Below are 17405 nucleotides of genomic sequence, written 5' to 3'. Positions count from 1 at the left end.
TCGGTCAGCAGCGCAGTATTGGCTTATGATCTATTCTGGCACGTATGCCATGAAAAACCTTAGGTAATCCACCGCGGTGGCTCTTTTTGGTACGCTGAGCAATACACCGCAGCCAGGCCTCATCCTCAAGGTGGCGTGTTCCACTATAATAGTCAGTGGGACAGTACAGGACATTCAAAACTAAGGGAGTTACATCATGCTAAATATGAACCATCTTCATTCGTTGAAAATCGACGAGCAGAGTCTAAAGAAACAACGTACTCCGCTGTTAATCATCTCGATATTGCTGCTATTGGGCGGTCTTTTCTGCCTGTTCAGCCCCTTTGCCTCCGGCGCGGCAATCAGTATGGTGGTGGGGATTTTCTTACTGCTAAGCGGTTTCGGTCTGATTTTCGGCATGGTCGCCAACCGGGTGCAAAATACCTGGCCGATGATCGGCGGAATCCTGCTCGGGGTGGCTTACCTTATTATCGGCTACGTTTTTATTACCAACCCGGCCGTAGGTATTTTCGCCATGGCGATTTATCTCGCCGCCTTGTTTGCACTGGGCGGTATTGTGCGGTTGGTTGCCGGCTATAAGCTGCGTGAAGTCAAAGGAAGCTGGCTGCAGCTGGTGATTGGCGTCTTGGATCTGGCGATTGCCTGGCTCCTGCTCAGCGCCGATCCGGCGACGTCCGTGGTGCTGGTCACCACCATTGTCGGTATTGAAATGCTGTTCAGCTCATTCAGCCTGTTCCAGGTTGCCCGACAACTGAAACGCGCGTGATCCCATTGCGGGGCCATCCGGCTCCGCTTTTTGGCACTAAACCCGCCGATGACGCCGGGACCTTAACGACAAACTGCCCGACTAAGAGTAAAGTTTCACCCAATACAGGCTCAACCATCCCCCCTGACCAAAGATTGAAGTGAGATGATAACGCTATGGAATTCAAGGATTACTACGCCATTTTAGGGGTTAAGCCAGCGGACGATCTCAAGGCAATCAAAACTGCCTATCGCCGACTGGCGCGAAAGTATCACCCCGACGTCAGCACCGAATCGAACGCCGAAGAGCAGTTCAAACTGGTTGCCGAAGCCTATGAGGTGCTGAAAGACGAAGAGCGCCGCGCCGAATACGATCAACTGCGCCAGCACCGTAACGACCCCAATTTTGGCCGCCAGACGCAGCACGGCAATACCCATAACGCCGAAGATTTTTCCGATATCTTTTCCTCTATGTTCGGCGAACATGCCCGAGCTCAGCAGCATCGCCAACGACGCCAGGGCATGCGCGGTCAGGATATTGAGATGGAAGTGGCGATCTTCCTGGAAGAAACTCAGACCGAGCAAACTCGTACCATTCGTTATAGCCTGCCGGTGTATAACGCCTTCGGCATGGTAGAGCAGGAAGTTCCCAAAACCCTTAATGTGAAAATCCCCGCCGGGGTGGGCGATGGCGAGCGTATTCGCCTGAAAGGCCAGGGCGCGGCAGGAACTGACGGCGGCGCTAACGGCGATCTCTATCTGATTATCCGCATTGCACCGCACCCGCTGTTCGACATTGTCGGCCACAATCTGGAGATCGTCCTGCCAGTCGCCCCGTGGGAAGCCGCACTGGGCGCCAAGGTGCCGGTCCCCACGCTGAAAGACAGCATTCTGCTGACCATTCCTGCCGGCTGCCAAACCGGGCAGCGCTTGCGCATCAAAGGGAAAGGCCTGGTCGGCAAAAAAGAAACCGGGGATTTGTATGCGGTGATCAAAGTCATGATGCCACCGAAGCCGGACGAAAAAAGCGCCGCGCTGTGGCAGCAGTTGGCAGAAGCCCAGCAGACCTTTGATCCGCGCAAAGAGTGGAGTAAGCAAAATGGCTAACGTAAAAGTAACTTTCACCATTACTGAGTTTTGCCTGCATACCGGCGTTTCACAGGATGAACTAACCGAAATTGTCGGGTTGGGGATGATTCAACCGCGCGATCCCGCGACGGAAGACTGGATCTTTGACGATCGCGCATTAATCACTTTCCATCGTGCAGAACAGTTGCATCGTGAACTGGCGTTGGACTGGCCTGGCATTGCGGTCACGCTGACACTGCTGGAGGAAATTGAGCATCTGCGCAAAGAAAACAGCCAGTTACACCAACGGCTGGCACGGTTTGTTACCAAACCCTGATGGCGTGAAATAGCCCGTTGCCCTGGCAGCGGGCTGCATCAGTACGGTTATCATCCTGTTTTTTCTCGGCTAATAAAAAGGTAAATATTCCCTCTCCACTCCAACTCCCTTCATAAACAAAATCCCGACAGAAAAAATCCAAAAAAAATGAAGCCGCATCGCTTAAAACAGCTTCTGGATAAGGCTTAATGGATGATTTTTATCAATACTGTCAATAAAGACATGTTATTAAAAACATGATATTAAAAACAGTATTGACACCCCGTTAAAAACCAGTAGATTGGTATTCATCAGCAGCGAAACAATAGCCAGCTGATAATAGTTAAAGTGTTAGAAATAAGTTATCAAAGTTTTTTTTGCGATAAAGGCCACGAGGTATCTGTTGTATGGGCCATCATATTGAGGAAAAGTAAATCCTCATTGGATGAAGCTTTAAGGCCAGGTAGTCAGTACTACAATCGCAGGGTGTGTACCAAAACGCGATGATGTAAGGCCATGATTTAACTGTTCTTTGTTTGCGATTTGTTTTTACCAAGTTAGTGCACCAAAATCGCAACGGAAGTGAGGCTACGCATCAAAGAGTCTATATCGCGAGGGGAGATGTACTGTTTAAGATGCCCAATCTTCGAATGTTTATTTAGATTGGTGTGAAATATAAACTGGTAAATATAGGGGAGGTTTTAGTTCGCCCAATATTATCTGTGTTAAACCTGTACATTTAATGTTAGTACCTTAGCAGTAAGAAATTAGTAAGTTCATTAATGTTAAATTTGAAGTCGATAGTACCTTAAAAGCCCTGGCAATCCTTGTCAGGGCTTTTATCTTTTATGCATCAGCCACATGACGATAAAAAGATGCCCGCTATACAGCCTAAGCCCCGCCATCCCCCCTCATACGGCACCAGGGAAATATTCACCTGCCAATGACATTAAAAAAATTAATCCTTGCTTAATAAATCAAACCAAGCCTACTATATCGGCATCGGTTTGGAACACAGACCTTATGAAAGCAGTTTTAGTAAAGCAGTTCTCAGTTCAAGCGTTATCTCTAGATACCCTTCTTCATGAGCCTCCTCCTAAGTGCCCCATAAGTAAAAATCTGCAAAACAGGCCATGTTCGCCACATTGAGTGGCTCAAAAAATGAAAAGGATATATCTATGTCTAACAAAATGACTGGTTTAGTAAAATGGTTTAACGCTGACAAAGGCTTCGGCTTTATCACTCCACAAGATGGCAGCAAAGATGTCTTCGTACATTTCTCCGCTATCCAGAGCAGCGATTTTAAAACCTTAGATGAAGGTCAGAAAGTGGAGTTCTCTATTGAGGACGGCGCTAAAGGCCCATCTGCTGTTAATGTTATCGCGCTTTAATCGCCGATAATCTCGCTAAAACTTACGATAGCGATGAAGGCATCAGCCTGAGCAGTTAAGCATTAGTGATAAAAAAACCCGCTTTTAGCGGGTTTTTTGCATTTCTCGTCTAAGAAAAATAGTGACTCAGCAGCAAACCGTATTATCCACTGCAACCCCCACCCCGTTACAAGAAGCCGTATGCCGCGGCCAGGACCCACCCCATCACGCAGGAGACGGAAACCCCAATCAAACCGACCAGGATAAAGCTGTGGTTGATCACAAATCTTCCAATATTGGTTGTCCCTGAACGGTCGAACTGAATGGCAGCCAGATCGCTTGGGTAGGTAGGCAAAATATAGTAGCCGTAGCAGGCCGGTGCAGAAGCAACGATATAGGCAGGATCAACACCGATGGCCAATGCCACAGGAACAATCGCGGCCAGTGCAGCAGCCTGGGAGTTTACAAACTTGGAAACGATCAGCAAAACGATGGCGTACGCCCAAGGGTATTCTTTAACAATGGTGCCCAGTACCGATTTTATCTCTTCCAGATGGGCACCAAACATTGTTTCGGCCATCCAGGCGATGCCATAAACCGCCACTATCGCAATCATGCCTGAACGGAAAACTTCGTTTTTAGAGATATTAGCCGGGTTGGTTTTGGTCGCGATAATAATGACCGCGCCTGCACATAACATAAACATCTGGATAACCAGCACCATCGACAGCGGTTTCCCATTAATTAATGGGCGCAGTTCGGAAAAGGCTCCCAGCAGCGCAACGATAGCGATGGTCCCCAGGAAAATCCACATAGCCACCCAATTGCTGGTAGGTAATTTTTTATCCAGCAATGTTGCCGTGTCGCCATAGACGTACTTATAGTTTTCCGGATCTGAAATGAAGCTTTGGAATTTTTCATCTTTATCCAGATCTTTACCCCGGAACCAACTGAAGATGCCAATAGCAAGAATACCGCACAGAGTGGATGGAATAGTGATGGCCAGTAGATCCAAAAACTCTAGATGCTTACCATTAAAAGTAAAATTACCCAGCATGGCGACCAGTGACACCACCGCGACTGACACCGGGCTGGCAATAATGCCCATCTGCGCCCCGATAGAACTGGCTGCCATAGGTCTTTCCGGACGAATGTTATTCTTGATTGCTACGTCATAGATTATCGGCAAGATGGTGTACACCACATGCCCGGTACCACAGAGAATGGTCAATATACAGGTCACGAAGGGCGCGACGATGGAGACATATTTAGGGTTGCGTCGCAGTAAACGCTCTGCAATTTGCAACATCACATCAAGCCCGCCGGAGGCCTGAAGCGTTGCTGACGCAGCCACCACGGCGATGATAACCAGCATGACATCAACCGGCGGTTTACCGGGTTGTAGATGAAAAACGAAAACCAATATGATTAATCCAATACCGCCAAGTAGCCCCAGTGCAATACCACCTTTTCTGGCTCCATAAAAGAGACAAATCAGTATGACAATAAGTTGAATAGTAAATAACATGCTAACCTCATTATTCTTTTTAAGAAGGCTAATAATTAACTTCTTTTCATTTTCATTGAGGGATAGCGATCACAAACGGATGGTTTTTATAGTTAAAAAACCATCAAATATTCGCATTGGAATTGGTTTGTTTAAATACGGTTATTTTTATGTTTATTTTGTAATGAATGAAAGTTAATTATAATAAAAACCTGTAAACTAATACGCTATATAATAGTCAGCAGAAAACACCTCCTGCTTTAAATTGAAAATGATTCTATCACTGCCAGCAAGGCTGGCAGTGATAGATTAAAAACCTGTTCGTTGTTGTTTCAACCATTCCCTGACGTCGATCACCGGGATACCCTGGCGGACATTGTAGGTCATCGTTTTATCCCAAGAGACGCCATCTGCACGAGCAAACGCCAGCCGGTAGGCGGCCGTCAGACTCTCCGGTGACGCAGCCACCGCATCCTGCAGTGCCTGGTGATCCTCGACCACCAGAGCATAAAGACATCGGTCATGTTCACTGAGCAGTTCAGCGAGCTGGCGGTAAGTAATGCTATCCCCTGCGATATAAATAATTTCGTTGTCGAACTGCGGCCGATGGAAAAAAATCTTTGCCGTCAGCAGACCGATATCTTCAGGGGTGGTCAGGGTGACAGAGTAGTCTGCGTTACCGGGCGCATTAACCCGGCGACTCTTTCTTTCAACCACGCCGAAGCTGGGTTCGAAAAGATAGCTGGTGAACATTCCCGTGGATACGATGACCCAACTGGTCCTTTGTTGTGCGCGCAGCAGGCCCCGTACAGTAAGCTGCTCATCCCATACCGGTTGACCGCTCCCCATACCGATACGATCGTAATCAACCCCAAACTGCCAGGGAAAATAACGGGCAACCTCAGCCAGCAGTACGGCACGCGTAATTTTAAGCTGTGTTCCTTTACCACCGACAAAGCCACTGCAGTTAATTACGGCATCATAGTGGGAAAAAATCGTTGCCAATTCCTGCTCCGATTGCCGACTAAAATCTGCGGTAACGATATCGACATCCCAGGCTTCAAGCTGTCTTTGGCGCGACTGGCTTTCCGGTGAAGTCTTGCCTGGTGATGAGGGCCGCAGCAGCACCGTCAGCTTGACTTCGGGCCGCCGTTCTTTTTCCTTCACGAATCCGTTCAACATGGCCATGCCAAGTTCGCCGGCCCCCAGGATCAGAATATTAGATATTTGACGATTATTTGAGATGCTCATACTCTCTCCTGCTGTATTGGTCGGCATATCCTGTCAGCCTGATAACAGGGGAGCAATCAGGTACACCGTTGATACTGCGAGGATGAAATGACACTCAGTGACGAACAAAAGGCCAAACTTGCCAAAATATGCAGCGCACTCAGCGATGATGACGACGGCTTAAAACGTGAAGTGCTCACGCATACCGGCAACCGTTGGTCTCTGAGCATCATCTATGCACTGGGCACCCGCGGACCCTTGCGTCATGCCGAGCTGGGCCGTGCCATCACCGGGGTGACTCAACGCATGCTGACGCGAACACTGCGTCATCTGGAGCGTGACGGGTTGATCAGTCGCCATGACTTTCAACAAAAATATCCGCACCCTCACGTGGAATATCGGCTGACACCAACTGGCGAAGGCATTCTGGTTAATATGTTGCCGATGTGGGAATGGATCCTGACTAACATTGCCACGATCCGTGATTCCCGCAGCAAATTTATGGTCGGGGTTAGTGATGATGAAAATGCAAAGACGGCGAAATAACCAAGGTGTCCCCCCCTCTCAATAGTTAGGATTTTTACCCAAAAAACAGGTTTAAGTTCAATAGCATTAGGATTCATCTTAAAGTAGCCACAGAATATATATGGATATGGACTCCAGGGAACAGGATGAATCAAAAGGATCGCAAACCCGATTATCGGGTTGAATATGGTGAAGAATGGAAACCGGAAAAAACCTCTAAATGGTTTTGGATCCTACTGATCGCCATCATCGGTGCTCTAGTGGCCATTTCGTGACGTGCGGTAATACTGAAGCCGGGCCCGCGGGTTCCCCCCGTCAGTGAGAGGAAATAAAATCTGAAGGGGTCACGGGTGCAGGCAGCGAAAAGTTCTGCCTCATACGTTCAACTTCATTGAGCGGTGTCAGCCCGAATAAACGTTTAAACTCACGGCTGAACTGGGAAACGCTTTCATAGCCCACCCGCGCACAGGCTGCCGAAGCAGTGAGATTATTTCTCAGCATCAACAATCGAGCCTGATGCAACCGCGTAGATTTAAGATATTGCATCGGGGACGTATTGGTCACGGTTTTGAAGTGACTGTGGAATGTCGGCAGGCTCATACCCGCCTCTTTCGCCAGCGCCTTCACGTCCAGATACGAGTCATACTCGGCGTGCAGTTTTCGTAACGCTTTCGTCACTTTGCCAAATTGCCCCTGCGTAGTCAGTGCGCTTCGCAGTATTTGCCCCTGAGCCCCGGTCATTACGCGGTAATAAATTTCCCGCACCATCGCCAGCCCCAGTATTTCGGCATCCAGCGGTGAGGCCATCACCTGCAGAAAACGCAAAACCGAGTGGCTCATAGCGTCATCCATCGGACTCGACACCATACTTCGTGGAGGCTCACTGAGCGTCGGACCGCGATCAGCGAGTTGCAACATCAACTCCGCCGCCAAACTGAAATCCAGCCGCATATAAATCGCCAACATCGGCTCTGAAGCACTGGCATCCGTTTCCATGGTAAATGGCACAGGAACTGACACCATCAGATAATGCTGCGCATCATACAAATAGACATCACTCCCCAAAAATCCGCGTTTACTCCCCTGCACCACAATGACAATCCCAGGCTCATATAAAACCGGCGTGCGCAGCAATGGGCGGTTGGAACGTAAAAAGCGCACGTCCGCCAAAGCCGTAAGATTGTAGCCTTCATCCGGTGTTAGCCGATCCAAAATCTCAATCATCTGGTCAGTAACCGTTGGCATGAAAAGAGTCATAGGTGCCTGCAAAGAGAAGCGGAAAGTCATTGAAGTGTGGCAGTAAGCGACGGGGTCGTCCAGACAGCTCAGAGGAATAGGCAAACATCAGAGAGGATCTGGGCTACAGGTTTTATCCTGTCCGCCCTATTCTGCCTGCCCACCTTACTGAGGAGAGCGTCATGAACCAATCAAAATTACTTTTCATTACCGGAGTTAGTAGCGGTTTAGGTCGTGCACTGGCAGAAGAAGCACTGAAAGCGGGTCACCGCGTGGTCGGAACACTCCGTAATCAACAGGCCAAAGATGAATTCGAAGCCCTGGCACCAGGCCGCAGCTTTGGTCGTATTCTTGATGTCACCCATTTTGCCGCGGTTGCCCCGCTGGTCGATGCCGTAGAGCAGGAACTGGGGGCGGTAGACGTACTGGTCAATAATGCCGGTTATGGCCACGAAGGGATCATGGAAGAGTCGCCGCTGAGTGAAGCGATCCATCAGTTTGAGGTCAATGTGTTTGGTGCCGTGGCCGTGATTAAAGCCTTCCTGCCTTATTTTCGGACTCGCCGGGCTGGCCATATTCTCAATGTGACCTCCATGGGCGGTTTCATTACCCTGCCAGGGATCAGCTACTATTGCGGCAGCAAATTTGCCTTGCAGGGCATTTCCGAAACGCTGACCAAAGAACTAAAGCCTTTTAATATTGCGGTCACCGCCATTCAGCCCGGGTCTTTTCGAACCGACTGGGCCGGACGTTCGATGGTGCGTTCACCCCGTAGCATCAGCGATTACGATCAGAGCTTCGGGCCGATCCGTGAAACACGCGAAAAACGCAGCGGCCAGCAACCCGGTGACCCGGTTAAGGCCGCCAAAGCCATTCTGCAACTCATCAACAGCCCTGAGCCCCCGGCATTACTGCTGCTGGGCAGCGATGCCCTCACATACGTCAGAGAGAAACTAAATCAAATGAACAGCGATATCGATACCTGGGAAGCTGTCAGCCGCTCAACCGATGGTTAATACCGTCCTACGTTCATTCTTGTTTACAGCAACATAAAGCTTGAAGGTAGTCGGCGCCGGCTAAAAATTGCGTTGGCAATAGTGTCGACTACAATTCAATCGAAATACCTCCCTACAAAATCAATATTGATTCATATTTGAGGTGATTATGTTACAGAAACACGAAAACGTAATAAGTATGACTGCACTTAGCCACCAGGCCACCCAACAATTAATGCCGTCGTTTTCTGGATTGCCCCATACACAACACGCCGACGGCAAGTACCGCTTGCGTCGCTATTCGGTTGTCAAACATCTCAATGGCCATGTGGTAGAGATTGGCCCACGCAACTTCGTTCAGTCCGATGAGATCAACCATTTCCAGGGGAATGTGGTGCGCCATTTCGAACCCATTGACGACGCCGTGTTGCAAAGCGCCGGCATGGAGGAAATGTGCAATCTGTTTGCAGAAAGCAATGACCTGCCAGAGGGAACGGAGATAGAGATTCATCAGATGCGCGTCGTCGCCATTCATCATGAGACTCAGGTAGCTCCGGAAGGGATCCATCAGGATGGTTTTGATCATATCGCGATGATTGGTATCCATCGGCAAAATATTGTCGGCGGCGAAATCATGTTATACGCCGACAATCACCAGCCCCCTTTCTTTAAAAAAGTGTTGGCGGACGGTGAGGCCGTTTTGCTTGCAGACAGCAAGCTATGGCATAACGCCACGCCGATCAGCCCCATTGTCCCGGAACAAGAAGGACACCTTGATCTGTTTGTTCTGACCGCGCGGGGAGAAAAAGCATGACCTTCACCCCCGAACTCGCCCGAGCCCAATTTAGCGCGCTAACCCAGCAATATAATGATAAACCGGTTATTTTCTTCGATGGCCCCGGTGGTTCTCAGGTATCACAAGCGGTGTTGGGAAAAATGACCGACTATCTGGGGAAATATAACGCCAACCTGGGCGGGCACTATTTTTCCAGTCATAAGACAACCGAGGTGATGGATCATGCGAGGGAATCGGTGCGCGCCTTCTTGAATGCGCCCTCGCCCGATAATATCGTTTTTGGCATGAATATGACCTCGCTGACGTTCCACCTCAGCCGGATCATTAGTCGCAACTGGCAAGCCGGCGATGAAATTATCGTCACCGAGCTGGATCACTACGCCAACGTATCCAGCTGGCAACAGGCGGCCAACGATAAACACGTCACCGTGCACCAAATCCCTCTACATCAATCGGATTGTTCTTTGGATGTTGCCCGGCTGTGCGAGCAGATCACTGCCAAAACCCGGCTGGTCGCGGTCACCTATGCCTCTAATGTCACAGGCAGCGTCGTCGATATTAAAACCATCACCGAAGCCGCTCACCGCGTCGGCGCACTGGTTTACGTCGACGCCGTGCATTATGCCCCGCACAACCTGATCGATGTGCAGACGCTGGGTTGCGACTTTCTGGTGTGTTCTGCTTATAAGTTTTTTGGCCCGCATATCGGTATGGCCTATATCGCGCCACAATGGTTGCAACGGCTGCAGCCTTACAAGGTCGAACCGGCCACCGACGTCGGGCCAGGGCGTTTTGAGACGGGCACGCAAAGTTTTGAAGGGTTGGTCGGTGTCACGGCGGCCATTGACTACCTGGCACAGTGGGGAACATCTGGCGCCTCTTTAAGGCAGCGTTTACAGGAAAGTTTTGCCGACTATCACCGGCATGAAGAAACCCTGTGTCGGTATTTTTTACAACGCTTACAGCAAATCGACGAGGTACAGCTCTACGGTTCTCCCGTGGCGGACACCCAACGCCGCACACCCACCTTTGCATTGACCTTTAAGCAGCACTCCCCCGAACAAATCGCCCGCCGGTTAGGCGAACAGAATATCTGCGTCGGCAGCGGACATTTCTATGCACTGGGGTTAATTCGTCGGTTGAACCTGCAGGACAGCGGCGGCGTACTGCGCGTCGGGATGATGCATTACAATACCCTACAGGAAATCGACACTCTGTTTGAGATACTGGCTAACGAAAGGTAGTGACAGGAAGTTTTTGGAGCGGGTGAAGGGAATCGAACCCTCGTATGCAGCTTGGGAAGCTGCCGTTCTACCATTGAACTACACCCGCATCGGTGTGCGGCTGCCATTATAACCGGTTATCCCCGCCGGGCAAGCGGAGATAACGCGTAACTGCTGGTGTTTTAAGCAGTTAGCCGCGTTCCCCTCGGTTATCACTCATCAGACGAAAAAAAACCGGCGCAGTCACCTGCGCCGGTTGATATTCATTACTACGAAGTTATTTCTGCGGGCGCATTGCCGGGAACAGGATCACGTCGCGGATGGTGTGGCTGTTGGTGAACAGCATAACCATACGGTCGATACCGATGCCCAGACCTGCGGTTGGCGGCAGACCGTGCTCCAGCGCGGTAACGTAGTCTTCGTCGTAGAACATCGCTTCGTCATCGCCGGCGTCTTTCGCATTAGCCTGGTCAGCAAAACGCTGCGCCTGGTCTTCTGCGTCATTCAGCTCGGAGAAGCCGTTGCCGATTTCACGGCCGCCGATGAAGAACTCGAAGCGGTCAGTGATTTCCGGGTTGTTATCATTACGACGCGCCAGCGGGGACACTTCTGCCGGGTACTCGGTAATGAAGGTCGGCTGAATCAGATGGCTTTCCGCCACTTCTTCGAAGATCTCCGTTACAACACGGCCCAGACCCCAGCTCTTCTCAATCTTGATGCCGATGGATTCAGCGATAGCCACCGCTTTGCCCATATCAGCCAGATCGGCCAGATCGGTTTCCGGACGGTATTTTTTGATCGCCTCGGTCATGGTCAACTTCACAAACGGCTTGCCGAAGTCGAACACTTCATCACCATACTGCACCTGAGTATTGCCCAGCACGTTCTGGGTCAGGGTGCGGAACAGCGACTCGGTCAGTTCGATCAGATCTTTGTAATCCGCATAAGCCATATAGAGTTCCATCATGGTGAACTCTGGGTTATGACGCGGAGAAACGCCTTCGTTACGGAAGTTACGGTTGATTTCGAACACACGTTCGAAGCCACCCACAACCAGACGCTTCAGGTACAGCTCAGGGGCAATACGCAGGTACATATCGATGTCCAGCGCATTGTGGTGAGTCACGAATGGACGAGCAGAAGCCCCACCCGGGATCACCTGCATCATAGGGGTTTCGACTTCCATGAAGCCGCGTTCCACCATGAAGTTACGCATCGCCGCCATGATCTGAGAACGCACCTTGAAGGTCTTGCGCGATTCTTCGTTGGCGATCAGATCCAGGTAACGCTGACGGTAACGGGTTTCCTGATCGGCCAGGCCGTGGAACTTGTCCGGCAGCGGACGCAGTGCCTTGGTCAGCAGACGCAGTTCGGTGCAGTGGATAGACAGCTCACCGGTCTTGGTTTTGAACAGCTTACCGCGTGCGCCAAGGATATCGCCAAGGTCCCACTTCTTGAATTCTTCGTTGTAAACGCCTTCCGCCAGGTCGTCGCGTGCGACGTACAACTGGATGCGGCCGCCAACGTCTTGCAGCGTGACAAAGGATGCCTTGCCCATGATACGGCGGGTCATCATACGGCCGGCAACGGTGACTTCTACACCCAGTGCTTCCAGCTCTTCGTTGTCTTTATCGCCGTACGCAGCGTGCAGCTTGTCGGACGTGGTGTCGCGACGAAAATCATTCGGGAACGCAATGCCGTTCTCGCGCAGCGCAGCCAGTTTTTCACGGCGTGACTGCAACTCGTTATTGAGATCCAGCGCCTGTTCGGCGCCTTGTGGTTGTTGCTCAGACATTTCTGTTCCTTATAACCCGGCTTTCAAACTTGCCTCAATGAATTTATCCAGGTCGCCATCTAATACGGCCTGCGTGTTGCGCGTTTCAACGTTAGTGCGCAAATCCTTGATACGGGCGTCATCCAGCACGTAAGAGCGGATTTGGCTGCCCCAACCGATGTCGGACTTGTTGTCTTCCAGCATCTGTTTATCAGCATTTTTCTTTTGCATCTCAAACTCGTACAGCTTGGCTCGCAGCTGTTTAAACGCTTGATCCTTGTTCTTATGCTGAGAACGGTCGTTCTGACACTGCACTACGATGTTGGTCGGTAAGTGGGTAATACGCACCGCCGACTCAGTTTTGTTCACGTGCTGACCACCCGCACCCGAGGCGCGGTAAACGTCGATACGCAGGTCCGCCGGGTTGATGTCGATATCAATATCGTCGTCCACTTCCGGGTAGATAAACACCGAACTGAACGAGGTATGACGACGACCGCCGGAGTCGAACGGGCTCTTGCGCACCAGGCGATGTACGCCAGTTTCAGTACGCAACCAGCCGAACGCGTAGTCACCGATGATCTTGATGGTGGCGGACTTCAGCCCTGCGACGTCACCGTCGGACTCTTCAATCACTTCGGTCTTGAAGCCTTTGGCCTCGGCCCAGCGCAGGTACATGCGCAGCAACATGCTGGCCCAGTCCTGAGCTTCTGTGCCGCCGGAACCGGCCTGGATATCCAGGTAGCAATCAGCACTGTCGTATTCACCAGAGAACATACGACGAAATTCTAATTGCTCCAGCTTGGCAGACAGTTGATCAAGCTCAACGACGGCTTCGTTAAAGGTTTCTTCATCGTCGGCTTCAATCGCCAGTTCCAGCAGGCCGGTAACGTCTTCACCCCCCTGCTCGAGTTGATCGATGGTCTCAACGATGGCTTCGAGCGCCGCGCGCTCTTTACCCAGCGCCTGTGCGCGCTCGGGTTCGTTCCAGACGTCAGGCTGTTCCAGCTCTGCGTTAACTTCTTCTAGGCGTTCTTTCTTGGCATCATAGTCAAAGATACCCCCGAAGAACGGCAGTCCGCACGGACAGGTCCTGAATTCGGTTTTTTACCGGGTTAATTTCAAACATGTTTTTTGCGTTCTTTTACGTTGATGTCGTCGATGGCGAAATGCCATTGGAACCGGTAATTCTAGCGGATCCAGACGTCAGTTTATAGCGAGTTGGTTAGTTTTTGTGGGGATCCCGTTTAGCGTCCAGATAGCATGCCCGGCCAGGATTCTATTGGTAGCAAAAAACAGGTCATCAGATCGATCAAATATTGAACACGGTAGTCATCAAGACTATAGTCATTATGACTATTCAACAGGGACAGGTGGTTCAATATGGATATCTTCGTCACCGATGACTTCGACAAGTTTATGAGGAAAAACCGCATATTTGACCAAAAGATATGCGTAGCAGCCCAAGAGATCATGCATGACAGGCACGACGGCGATCTGGGCGGTGGCGTATACAAGAAACGTATTCCAATCAACCAGGGCAAACGCGGCGGCGCACGCTCGGTGGTGGCATTTAAAAGAGGCCATCATCAGTATTTTGTTGATGGATGGCTTAAAAATACCGTGAAACAAACCGGTGCCAAAGAAATTAGCGATGATGAACTGGAAACCTATCGAGAACTCGCCAAAGACTTTCTTGCCATGTCGCCGGAGATTATTCAGCGGGCAGTCGATAGCGGCTATTTGCGAGAGGTAAAATGTAATGAATGATAACCGTCTGCTCAGGCTGCAAAAAATGGCACAGCGGTTTAACGCAATCGGTGCTGTTTCAGATGAAACCGTCCGCAATATTGAGGCTCGTGTGCAGGAAAGGGAAAGCAATGTCCGCCGTGAGCAGGCGCAGATGATGGACGGCGCGCGCATCAAAATGCTACGCGAGCGTCTGGGACTGAGTCAGGCCGATCTGGCTGCCGTAGTCAATATGTCGACCACCAGCGTGCAAAAATGGGAACGCAACGCCGTCAAACCTCAGGGTTCTGCGCTAAGAATGCTGGAAATTATCGAGCAGAAAGGGGTGGCCAGCGTCATTATTTCGCCACTGGACCGGTAGCAGACAGGTACCTGTGATTCACAGGTACCTGTCATCAGCCACAAATTAACGCGGCCAGAGGTGCTGGATCAGTAACTGCACGTTGCGGTTGCCGCGGAACTCGTTGACGTCCAGCTTGTAGGCCAGCTCCACTTCACGCACGCTGCTGTCGGGCCACAGAGTGGTGTCGACATTAAAAGCGATGCCGTCCAGCAGCGGGCCACCGCCGAGCGGCTCCACCATCAACTTCAGGTGTTTCTCACCCACCAGCCGCTGCTGCAGGATACGGAAGGTGCCGTCGAAGGTCGGTTCCGGGAAGGCTTGCCCCCAGGGGCCCCCTTCGCGTAACAGCTCCGCCGTTTCCAGCGAAAGCTCCTGCATCGCCAGTTCGCCGTCAGACCAGATAACCCCTTCCAGCATCGCCGGATCAAGCCATTCCCCCACCAGTTCGCCAAAGCGCTGGCGGAACTCGTCGAATTTGGCCTCTTCCAGCGACAGCCCGGCCGCCATCGCGTGGCCACCGAACTTCATCATCAGCCCTGGGTTCAAGGTATCCAGCCGCTCCAGCGCATCGCGCATGTGCAGACCGGCTATCGAACGCCCCGAGCCTTTCAGAATGCCTTCGCCTGCCGGTGCAAAAGCGATCACCGGGCGATGGAAGCGTTCTTTAATCCGCGAAGCCAAGATACCCACCACGCCCTGATGCCATTCCGGATGGTACATCGCCAGCCCGTAAGGCAAGGCGGTGCTGCTGCGCTCCAGTTCGTCGCACAGTTGCAAAGCTTCAACCTGCATGCCCTGCTCAATCTCACGCCGCGTCAGGTTAAGCGCGTCCAGATCGTTGGCCAGCATACGCGCCTGTGCGATGTCGTCACTCAGCAACAACGCCACGCCGATCGACATATCATCCAGTCGCCCGGCGGCATTGAGCCGCGGCCCCAGCGCAAAGCCGAGATCGTTGGCTGCCAGCTGGCGTGCGTCACGATTAGCCACTTCCAGCAACGCTTTAATGCCCGGCCGACATTTGCCGGCACGAATGCGGTTCAGACCCTGATACACCAGAATACGGTTATTGGCGTCGAGCGGTACCACGTCGGCCACCGTACCGAGCGCGACCAAATCCAGCAGTTCCGCCAGGTTTGGCATCGCCAATGCCCGTTGTTCGAACCAGCCGTCGTCACGCAGCCGGGCACGCAGCGCCAGCATCAGATAGAAAGCTACGCCGACACCGGCCAGAGATTTAGACGGGAACTCACAGCCACGCAGATTCGGATTGACGATCGCCTCCGCCGCCGGCAGGGTTTCCCCCGGCAGGTGGTGGTCGGTCACCAGCACCTGCATGCCTTTGGCGTGGGCCACGTCTACACCGGCATGGGAAGAGATGCCGTTATCCACAGTGAGGATCAATTCTGCACCGCGCGTTGCCGCCTGCTCTACCACTTCGGGGCTCAGGCCGTAGCCGTCCTCGAAGCGATTCGGCACCAGATAGTCGATCGCACTGCCACCCATGCTGCGCAGCGCCAGCACCGTCAACGCGGTACTGGTGGCGCCATCGGCGTCGAAATCGCCCACCACGATAATGCGACGACTCGCGGCCAGCGCCTGTTGCAGAATGCCAACGGCGGTGTCAATGCCGTCCAACTGCTGCCAGGGCAGCATGCCTTTGACGCTTCGCTCTAATTCCTGCTCAGCCTGGACGCCGCGCAGCGCGTATAAGCGACGCAGCAACGGGTGCAGGCTGGCTGGCAAATGGCTGTCGTCCGTCGCCGCACGGCGGCGTAGTTGTGTTTTGATGCTCACCGGCGATTAACCACCGGTTTTGGTTGCGGTCTGATGCGCGTCCAGCATGGCGGCCATCTCTTTCGGCCCCTGATAGCCAGGGATCATCATGCCGTTTTCCAGAATGATGGCCGGAGTGCCCTGAATACCGAACTGCACGCCGAGCGCGTAGTGTTTGCTAATGTCGGTTTTACAGGTCGCCGGGGAAACCGCATCGCCTTTCATGGCGGTATCGAAAGCCTTGGCCTTGTCGGCGGTACACCAGATTGACTGCATGTCTTTCTCGGCCTGGGAATTCAGCCCCTGACGCGGGAACGCCAGATAGCGGACGGTAATGCCCAGATCGTTATATTCTTTCATCTGCTGGTGCAGCTTGTGGCAGTAGCCACAGGTGATGTCGGTAAACACGGTGATCACGTGTTTTTGCTTTGGCGCTTTGTAGACGATCATCTGATCTTTCAGCGCTTCCAGCTTGCCGGTCAGCAGTTGGTTGGTCACGTTAACCGGCTCTTTGCCACTGACGTCGTACAGCGGGCCTTGCAGAATGTGTTTTCCGTCTTCGGTCACATACAGCACACCGTTATCGGTCAACACGGTTTTCAGGCCGGTCACCGGTGAAGGCTGCACGTCCGCCTGTTGAATGCCCAGGCTGCCAAGCGCTTTTTGGATTGCCGCGTCGTCGGCATGGGCCGCGCCGGTCACAGAAGCCACCAGCAGGGAGAGCAGCATTAAACCTTTCTTCATTCTTCCAAT

At 52.0% G+C, this 17405-nt stretch carries 18 protein-coding genes and 1 tRNA gene; 11 read left to right on the top strand and 8 right to left on the bottom strand.

Annotated elements, in window-relative coordinates:
• Positions 1-196 precede the first annotated feature (196 nt).
• From OC597_RS21815 to cspE, 4 genes are all read left to right on the top strand, one after another.
• Positions 197-766, top strand: a complete 570-nt coding sequence (locus OC597_RS21815) for an HdeD family acid-resistance protein (protein WP_261258645.1) — start codon at positions 197-199, stop codon at positions 764-766.
• A 155-nt stretch (positions 767-921) separates the two neighbouring features.
• Complete coding sequence (cbpA, locus tag OC597_RS21810; protein WP_261285211.1) at positions 922-1851, top strand: curved DNA-binding protein; 930 nt, start codon at positions 922-924, stop codon at positions 1849-1851.
• A complete protein-coding gene (gene cbpM / locus OC597_RS21805) occupies positions 1844-2149 on the top strand; it encodes a chaperone modulator CbpM (protein WP_085118661.1) in 306 nt (101 codons plus the stop codon). The genes cbpA and cbpM overlap by 8 nt, the downstream gene beginning before the upstream one ends.
• A 1157-nt stretch (positions 2150-3306) precedes the next feature.
• Complete coding sequence (gene cspE / locus OC597_RS21800) at positions 3307-3519, top strand: transcription antiterminator/RNA stability regulator CspE (RefSeq protein WP_085118662.1); 213 nt, start codon at positions 3307-3309, stop codon at positions 3517-3519.
• A gap of 166 nt (positions 3520-3685) precedes the next feature.
• On the opposite strand, the gene OC597_RS21795 is transcribed toward cspE, so the two are convergent.
• Both OC597_RS21795 and OC597_RS21790 read right to left on the bottom strand, forming a co-directional pair.
• Positions 3686-5026 carry an anaerobic C4-dicarboxylate transporter gene (locus tag OC597_RS21795; protein ID WP_112347272.1) on the bottom strand — a complete coding sequence of 447 codons (1341 nt, stop codon included), beginning with the start codon at positions 5024-5026 and terminating at the stop codon, positions 3686-3688.
• Between the two features lie 288 nt (positions 5027-5314).
• Positions 5315-6256: an aromatic alcohol reductase gene (locus OC597_RS21790; protein WP_262210462.1), complete on the bottom strand. Its 942-nt coding sequence runs from the start codon at positions 6254-6256 to the stop codon at positions 5315-5317.
• Between the two features lie 87 nt (positions 6257-6343).
• Here OC597_RS21790 and OC597_RS21785 point away from each other — a divergent pair, with 87 nt between their 5' ends.
• Together OC597_RS21785 and OC597_RS21780 are read left to right on the top strand one after the other, a co-directional pair.
• The gene (locus tag OC597_RS21785; protein WP_261285213.1) at positions 6344-6781 is read left to right on the top strand and encodes a winged helix-turn-helix transcriptional regulator; all 438 of its coding nucleotides are present in this window, start codon (positions 6344-6346) and stop codon (positions 6779-6781) included.
• Between the two features lie 125 nt (positions 6782-6906).
• Positions 6907-7035 carry a hypothetical protein gene (locus OC597_RS21780; RefSeq protein WP_255409002.1) on the top strand — a complete coding sequence of 43 codons (129 nt, stop codon included), beginning with the start codon at positions 6907-6909 and terminating at the stop codon, positions 7033-7035.
• 40 nt (positions 7036-7075) lie between these two features.
• Here the strand turns inward: OC597_RS21780 and OC597_RS21775 are convergent, their stop codons facing one another.
• Positions 7076-8017, bottom strand: a complete 942-nt coding sequence (locus OC597_RS21775; protein WP_261425413.1) for an AraC family transcriptional regulator — start codon at positions 8015-8017, stop codon at positions 7076-7078.
• Between the two features lie 161 nt (positions 8018-8178).
• Between OC597_RS21775 and OC597_RS21770 the strand changes: the two genes are divergently transcribed.
• The 3 genes from OC597_RS21770 (at position 8179) to OC597_RS21760 (ending at position 11031) form a co-directional block, all read left to right on the top strand.
• Positions 8179-9012, top strand: coding sequence for an oxidoreductase (locus OC597_RS21770; RefSeq protein ID WP_261285214.1), 834 nt, complete (start codon positions 8179-8181; stop codon positions 9010-9012).
• 214 nt (positions 9013-9226) lie between these two features.
• A complete protein-coding gene (locus OC597_RS21765; RefSeq protein ID WP_261425419.1) occupies positions 9227-9805 on the top strand; it encodes a 2OG-Fe dioxygenase family protein in 579 nt (192 codons plus the stop codon).
• Positions 9802-11031 (top strand): cysteine desulfurase-like protein, encoded by a 1230-nt coding sequence (locus OC597_RS21760; RefSeq protein WP_262210459.1) that lies wholly within the window; start codon positions 9802-9804, stop codon positions 11029-11031. Before OC597_RS21765 ends, OC597_RS21760 begins: the two co-directional genes overlap by 4 nt.
• Positions 11032-11045: 14 nt before the next feature.
• On the opposite strand, the gene OC597_RS21755 is transcribed toward OC597_RS21760, so the two are convergent.
• The 3 genes from OC597_RS21755 to prfB form a co-directional block, all read right to left on the bottom strand.
• Positions 11046-11119: transfer RNA gene (locus OC597_RS21755), tRNA-Gly, on the bottom strand.
• A 168-nt stretch (positions 11120-11287) separates the two neighbouring features.
• On the bottom strand, positions 11288-12805 hold the full coding sequence (gene lysS, locus OC597_RS21750; protein ID WP_207979420.1) for a lysine--tRNA ligase: 1518 nt from the start codon (positions 12803-12805) through the stop codon (positions 11288-11290).
• Positions 12806-12814: 9 nt separating this feature from the next.
• Positions 12815-13913, bottom strand: a protein-coding gene (gene prfB, locus OC597_RS21745; RefSeq protein WP_099063837.1) for a peptide chain release factor 2 whose coding sequence is annotated in 2 segments (ribosomal slippage) — positions 12815-13837 and positions 13839-13913 — 1098 coding nt in all. Because the reading frame shifts where the segments join, the coding sequence is not laid out codon by codon here.
• Between the two features lie 254 nt (positions 13914-14167).
• Between prfB and OC597_RS21740 the strand changes: the two genes are divergently transcribed.
• Entirely contained in the window at positions 14168-14554 is a 387-nt protein-coding gene (locus OC597_RS21740) for a type II toxin-antitoxin system RelE/ParE family toxin (protein ID WP_262210457.1), read from the top strand.
• The gene (locus OC597_RS21735) at positions 14547-14894 is read left to right on the top strand and encodes a helix-turn-helix domain-containing protein (RefSeq protein WP_085118688.1); all 348 of its coding nucleotides are present in this window, start codon (positions 14547-14549) and stop codon (positions 14892-14894) included. The genes OC597_RS21740 and OC597_RS21735 overlap by 8 nt, the downstream gene beginning before the upstream one ends.
• 45 nt (positions 14895-14939) lie before the next feature.
• Here the strand turns inward: OC597_RS21735 and recJ are convergent, their stop codons facing one another.
• Together recJ and dsbC are read right to left on the bottom strand one after the other, a co-directional pair.
• Positions 14940-16673: a single-stranded-DNA-specific exonuclease RecJ gene (recJ, locus tag OC597_RS21730; RefSeq protein WP_261462023.1), complete on the bottom strand. Its 1734-nt coding sequence runs from the start codon at positions 16671-16673 to the stop codon at positions 14940-14942.
• Positions 16674-16679: 6 nt separating this feature from the next.
• Positions 16680-17396, bottom strand: coding sequence for a bifunctional protein-disulfide isomerase/oxidoreductase DsbC (gene dsbC / locus OC597_RS21725; RefSeq protein WP_099063839.1), 717 nt, complete (start codon positions 17394-17396; stop codon positions 16680-16682).
• Positions 17397-17405: the final 9 nt, after the last annotated feature.

The sequence above is a fragment of the Serratia proteamaculans genome (assembly GCF_946227095.1).
GTDB lineage: Bacteria > Pseudomonadota > Gammaproteobacteria > Enterobacterales > Enterobacteriaceae > Serratia > Serratia proteamaculans_E.
The sequence above is the reverse complement of the archived record's forward strand: the minus strand, read 5'-3'. Positions and strand labels throughout refer to the sequence as shown.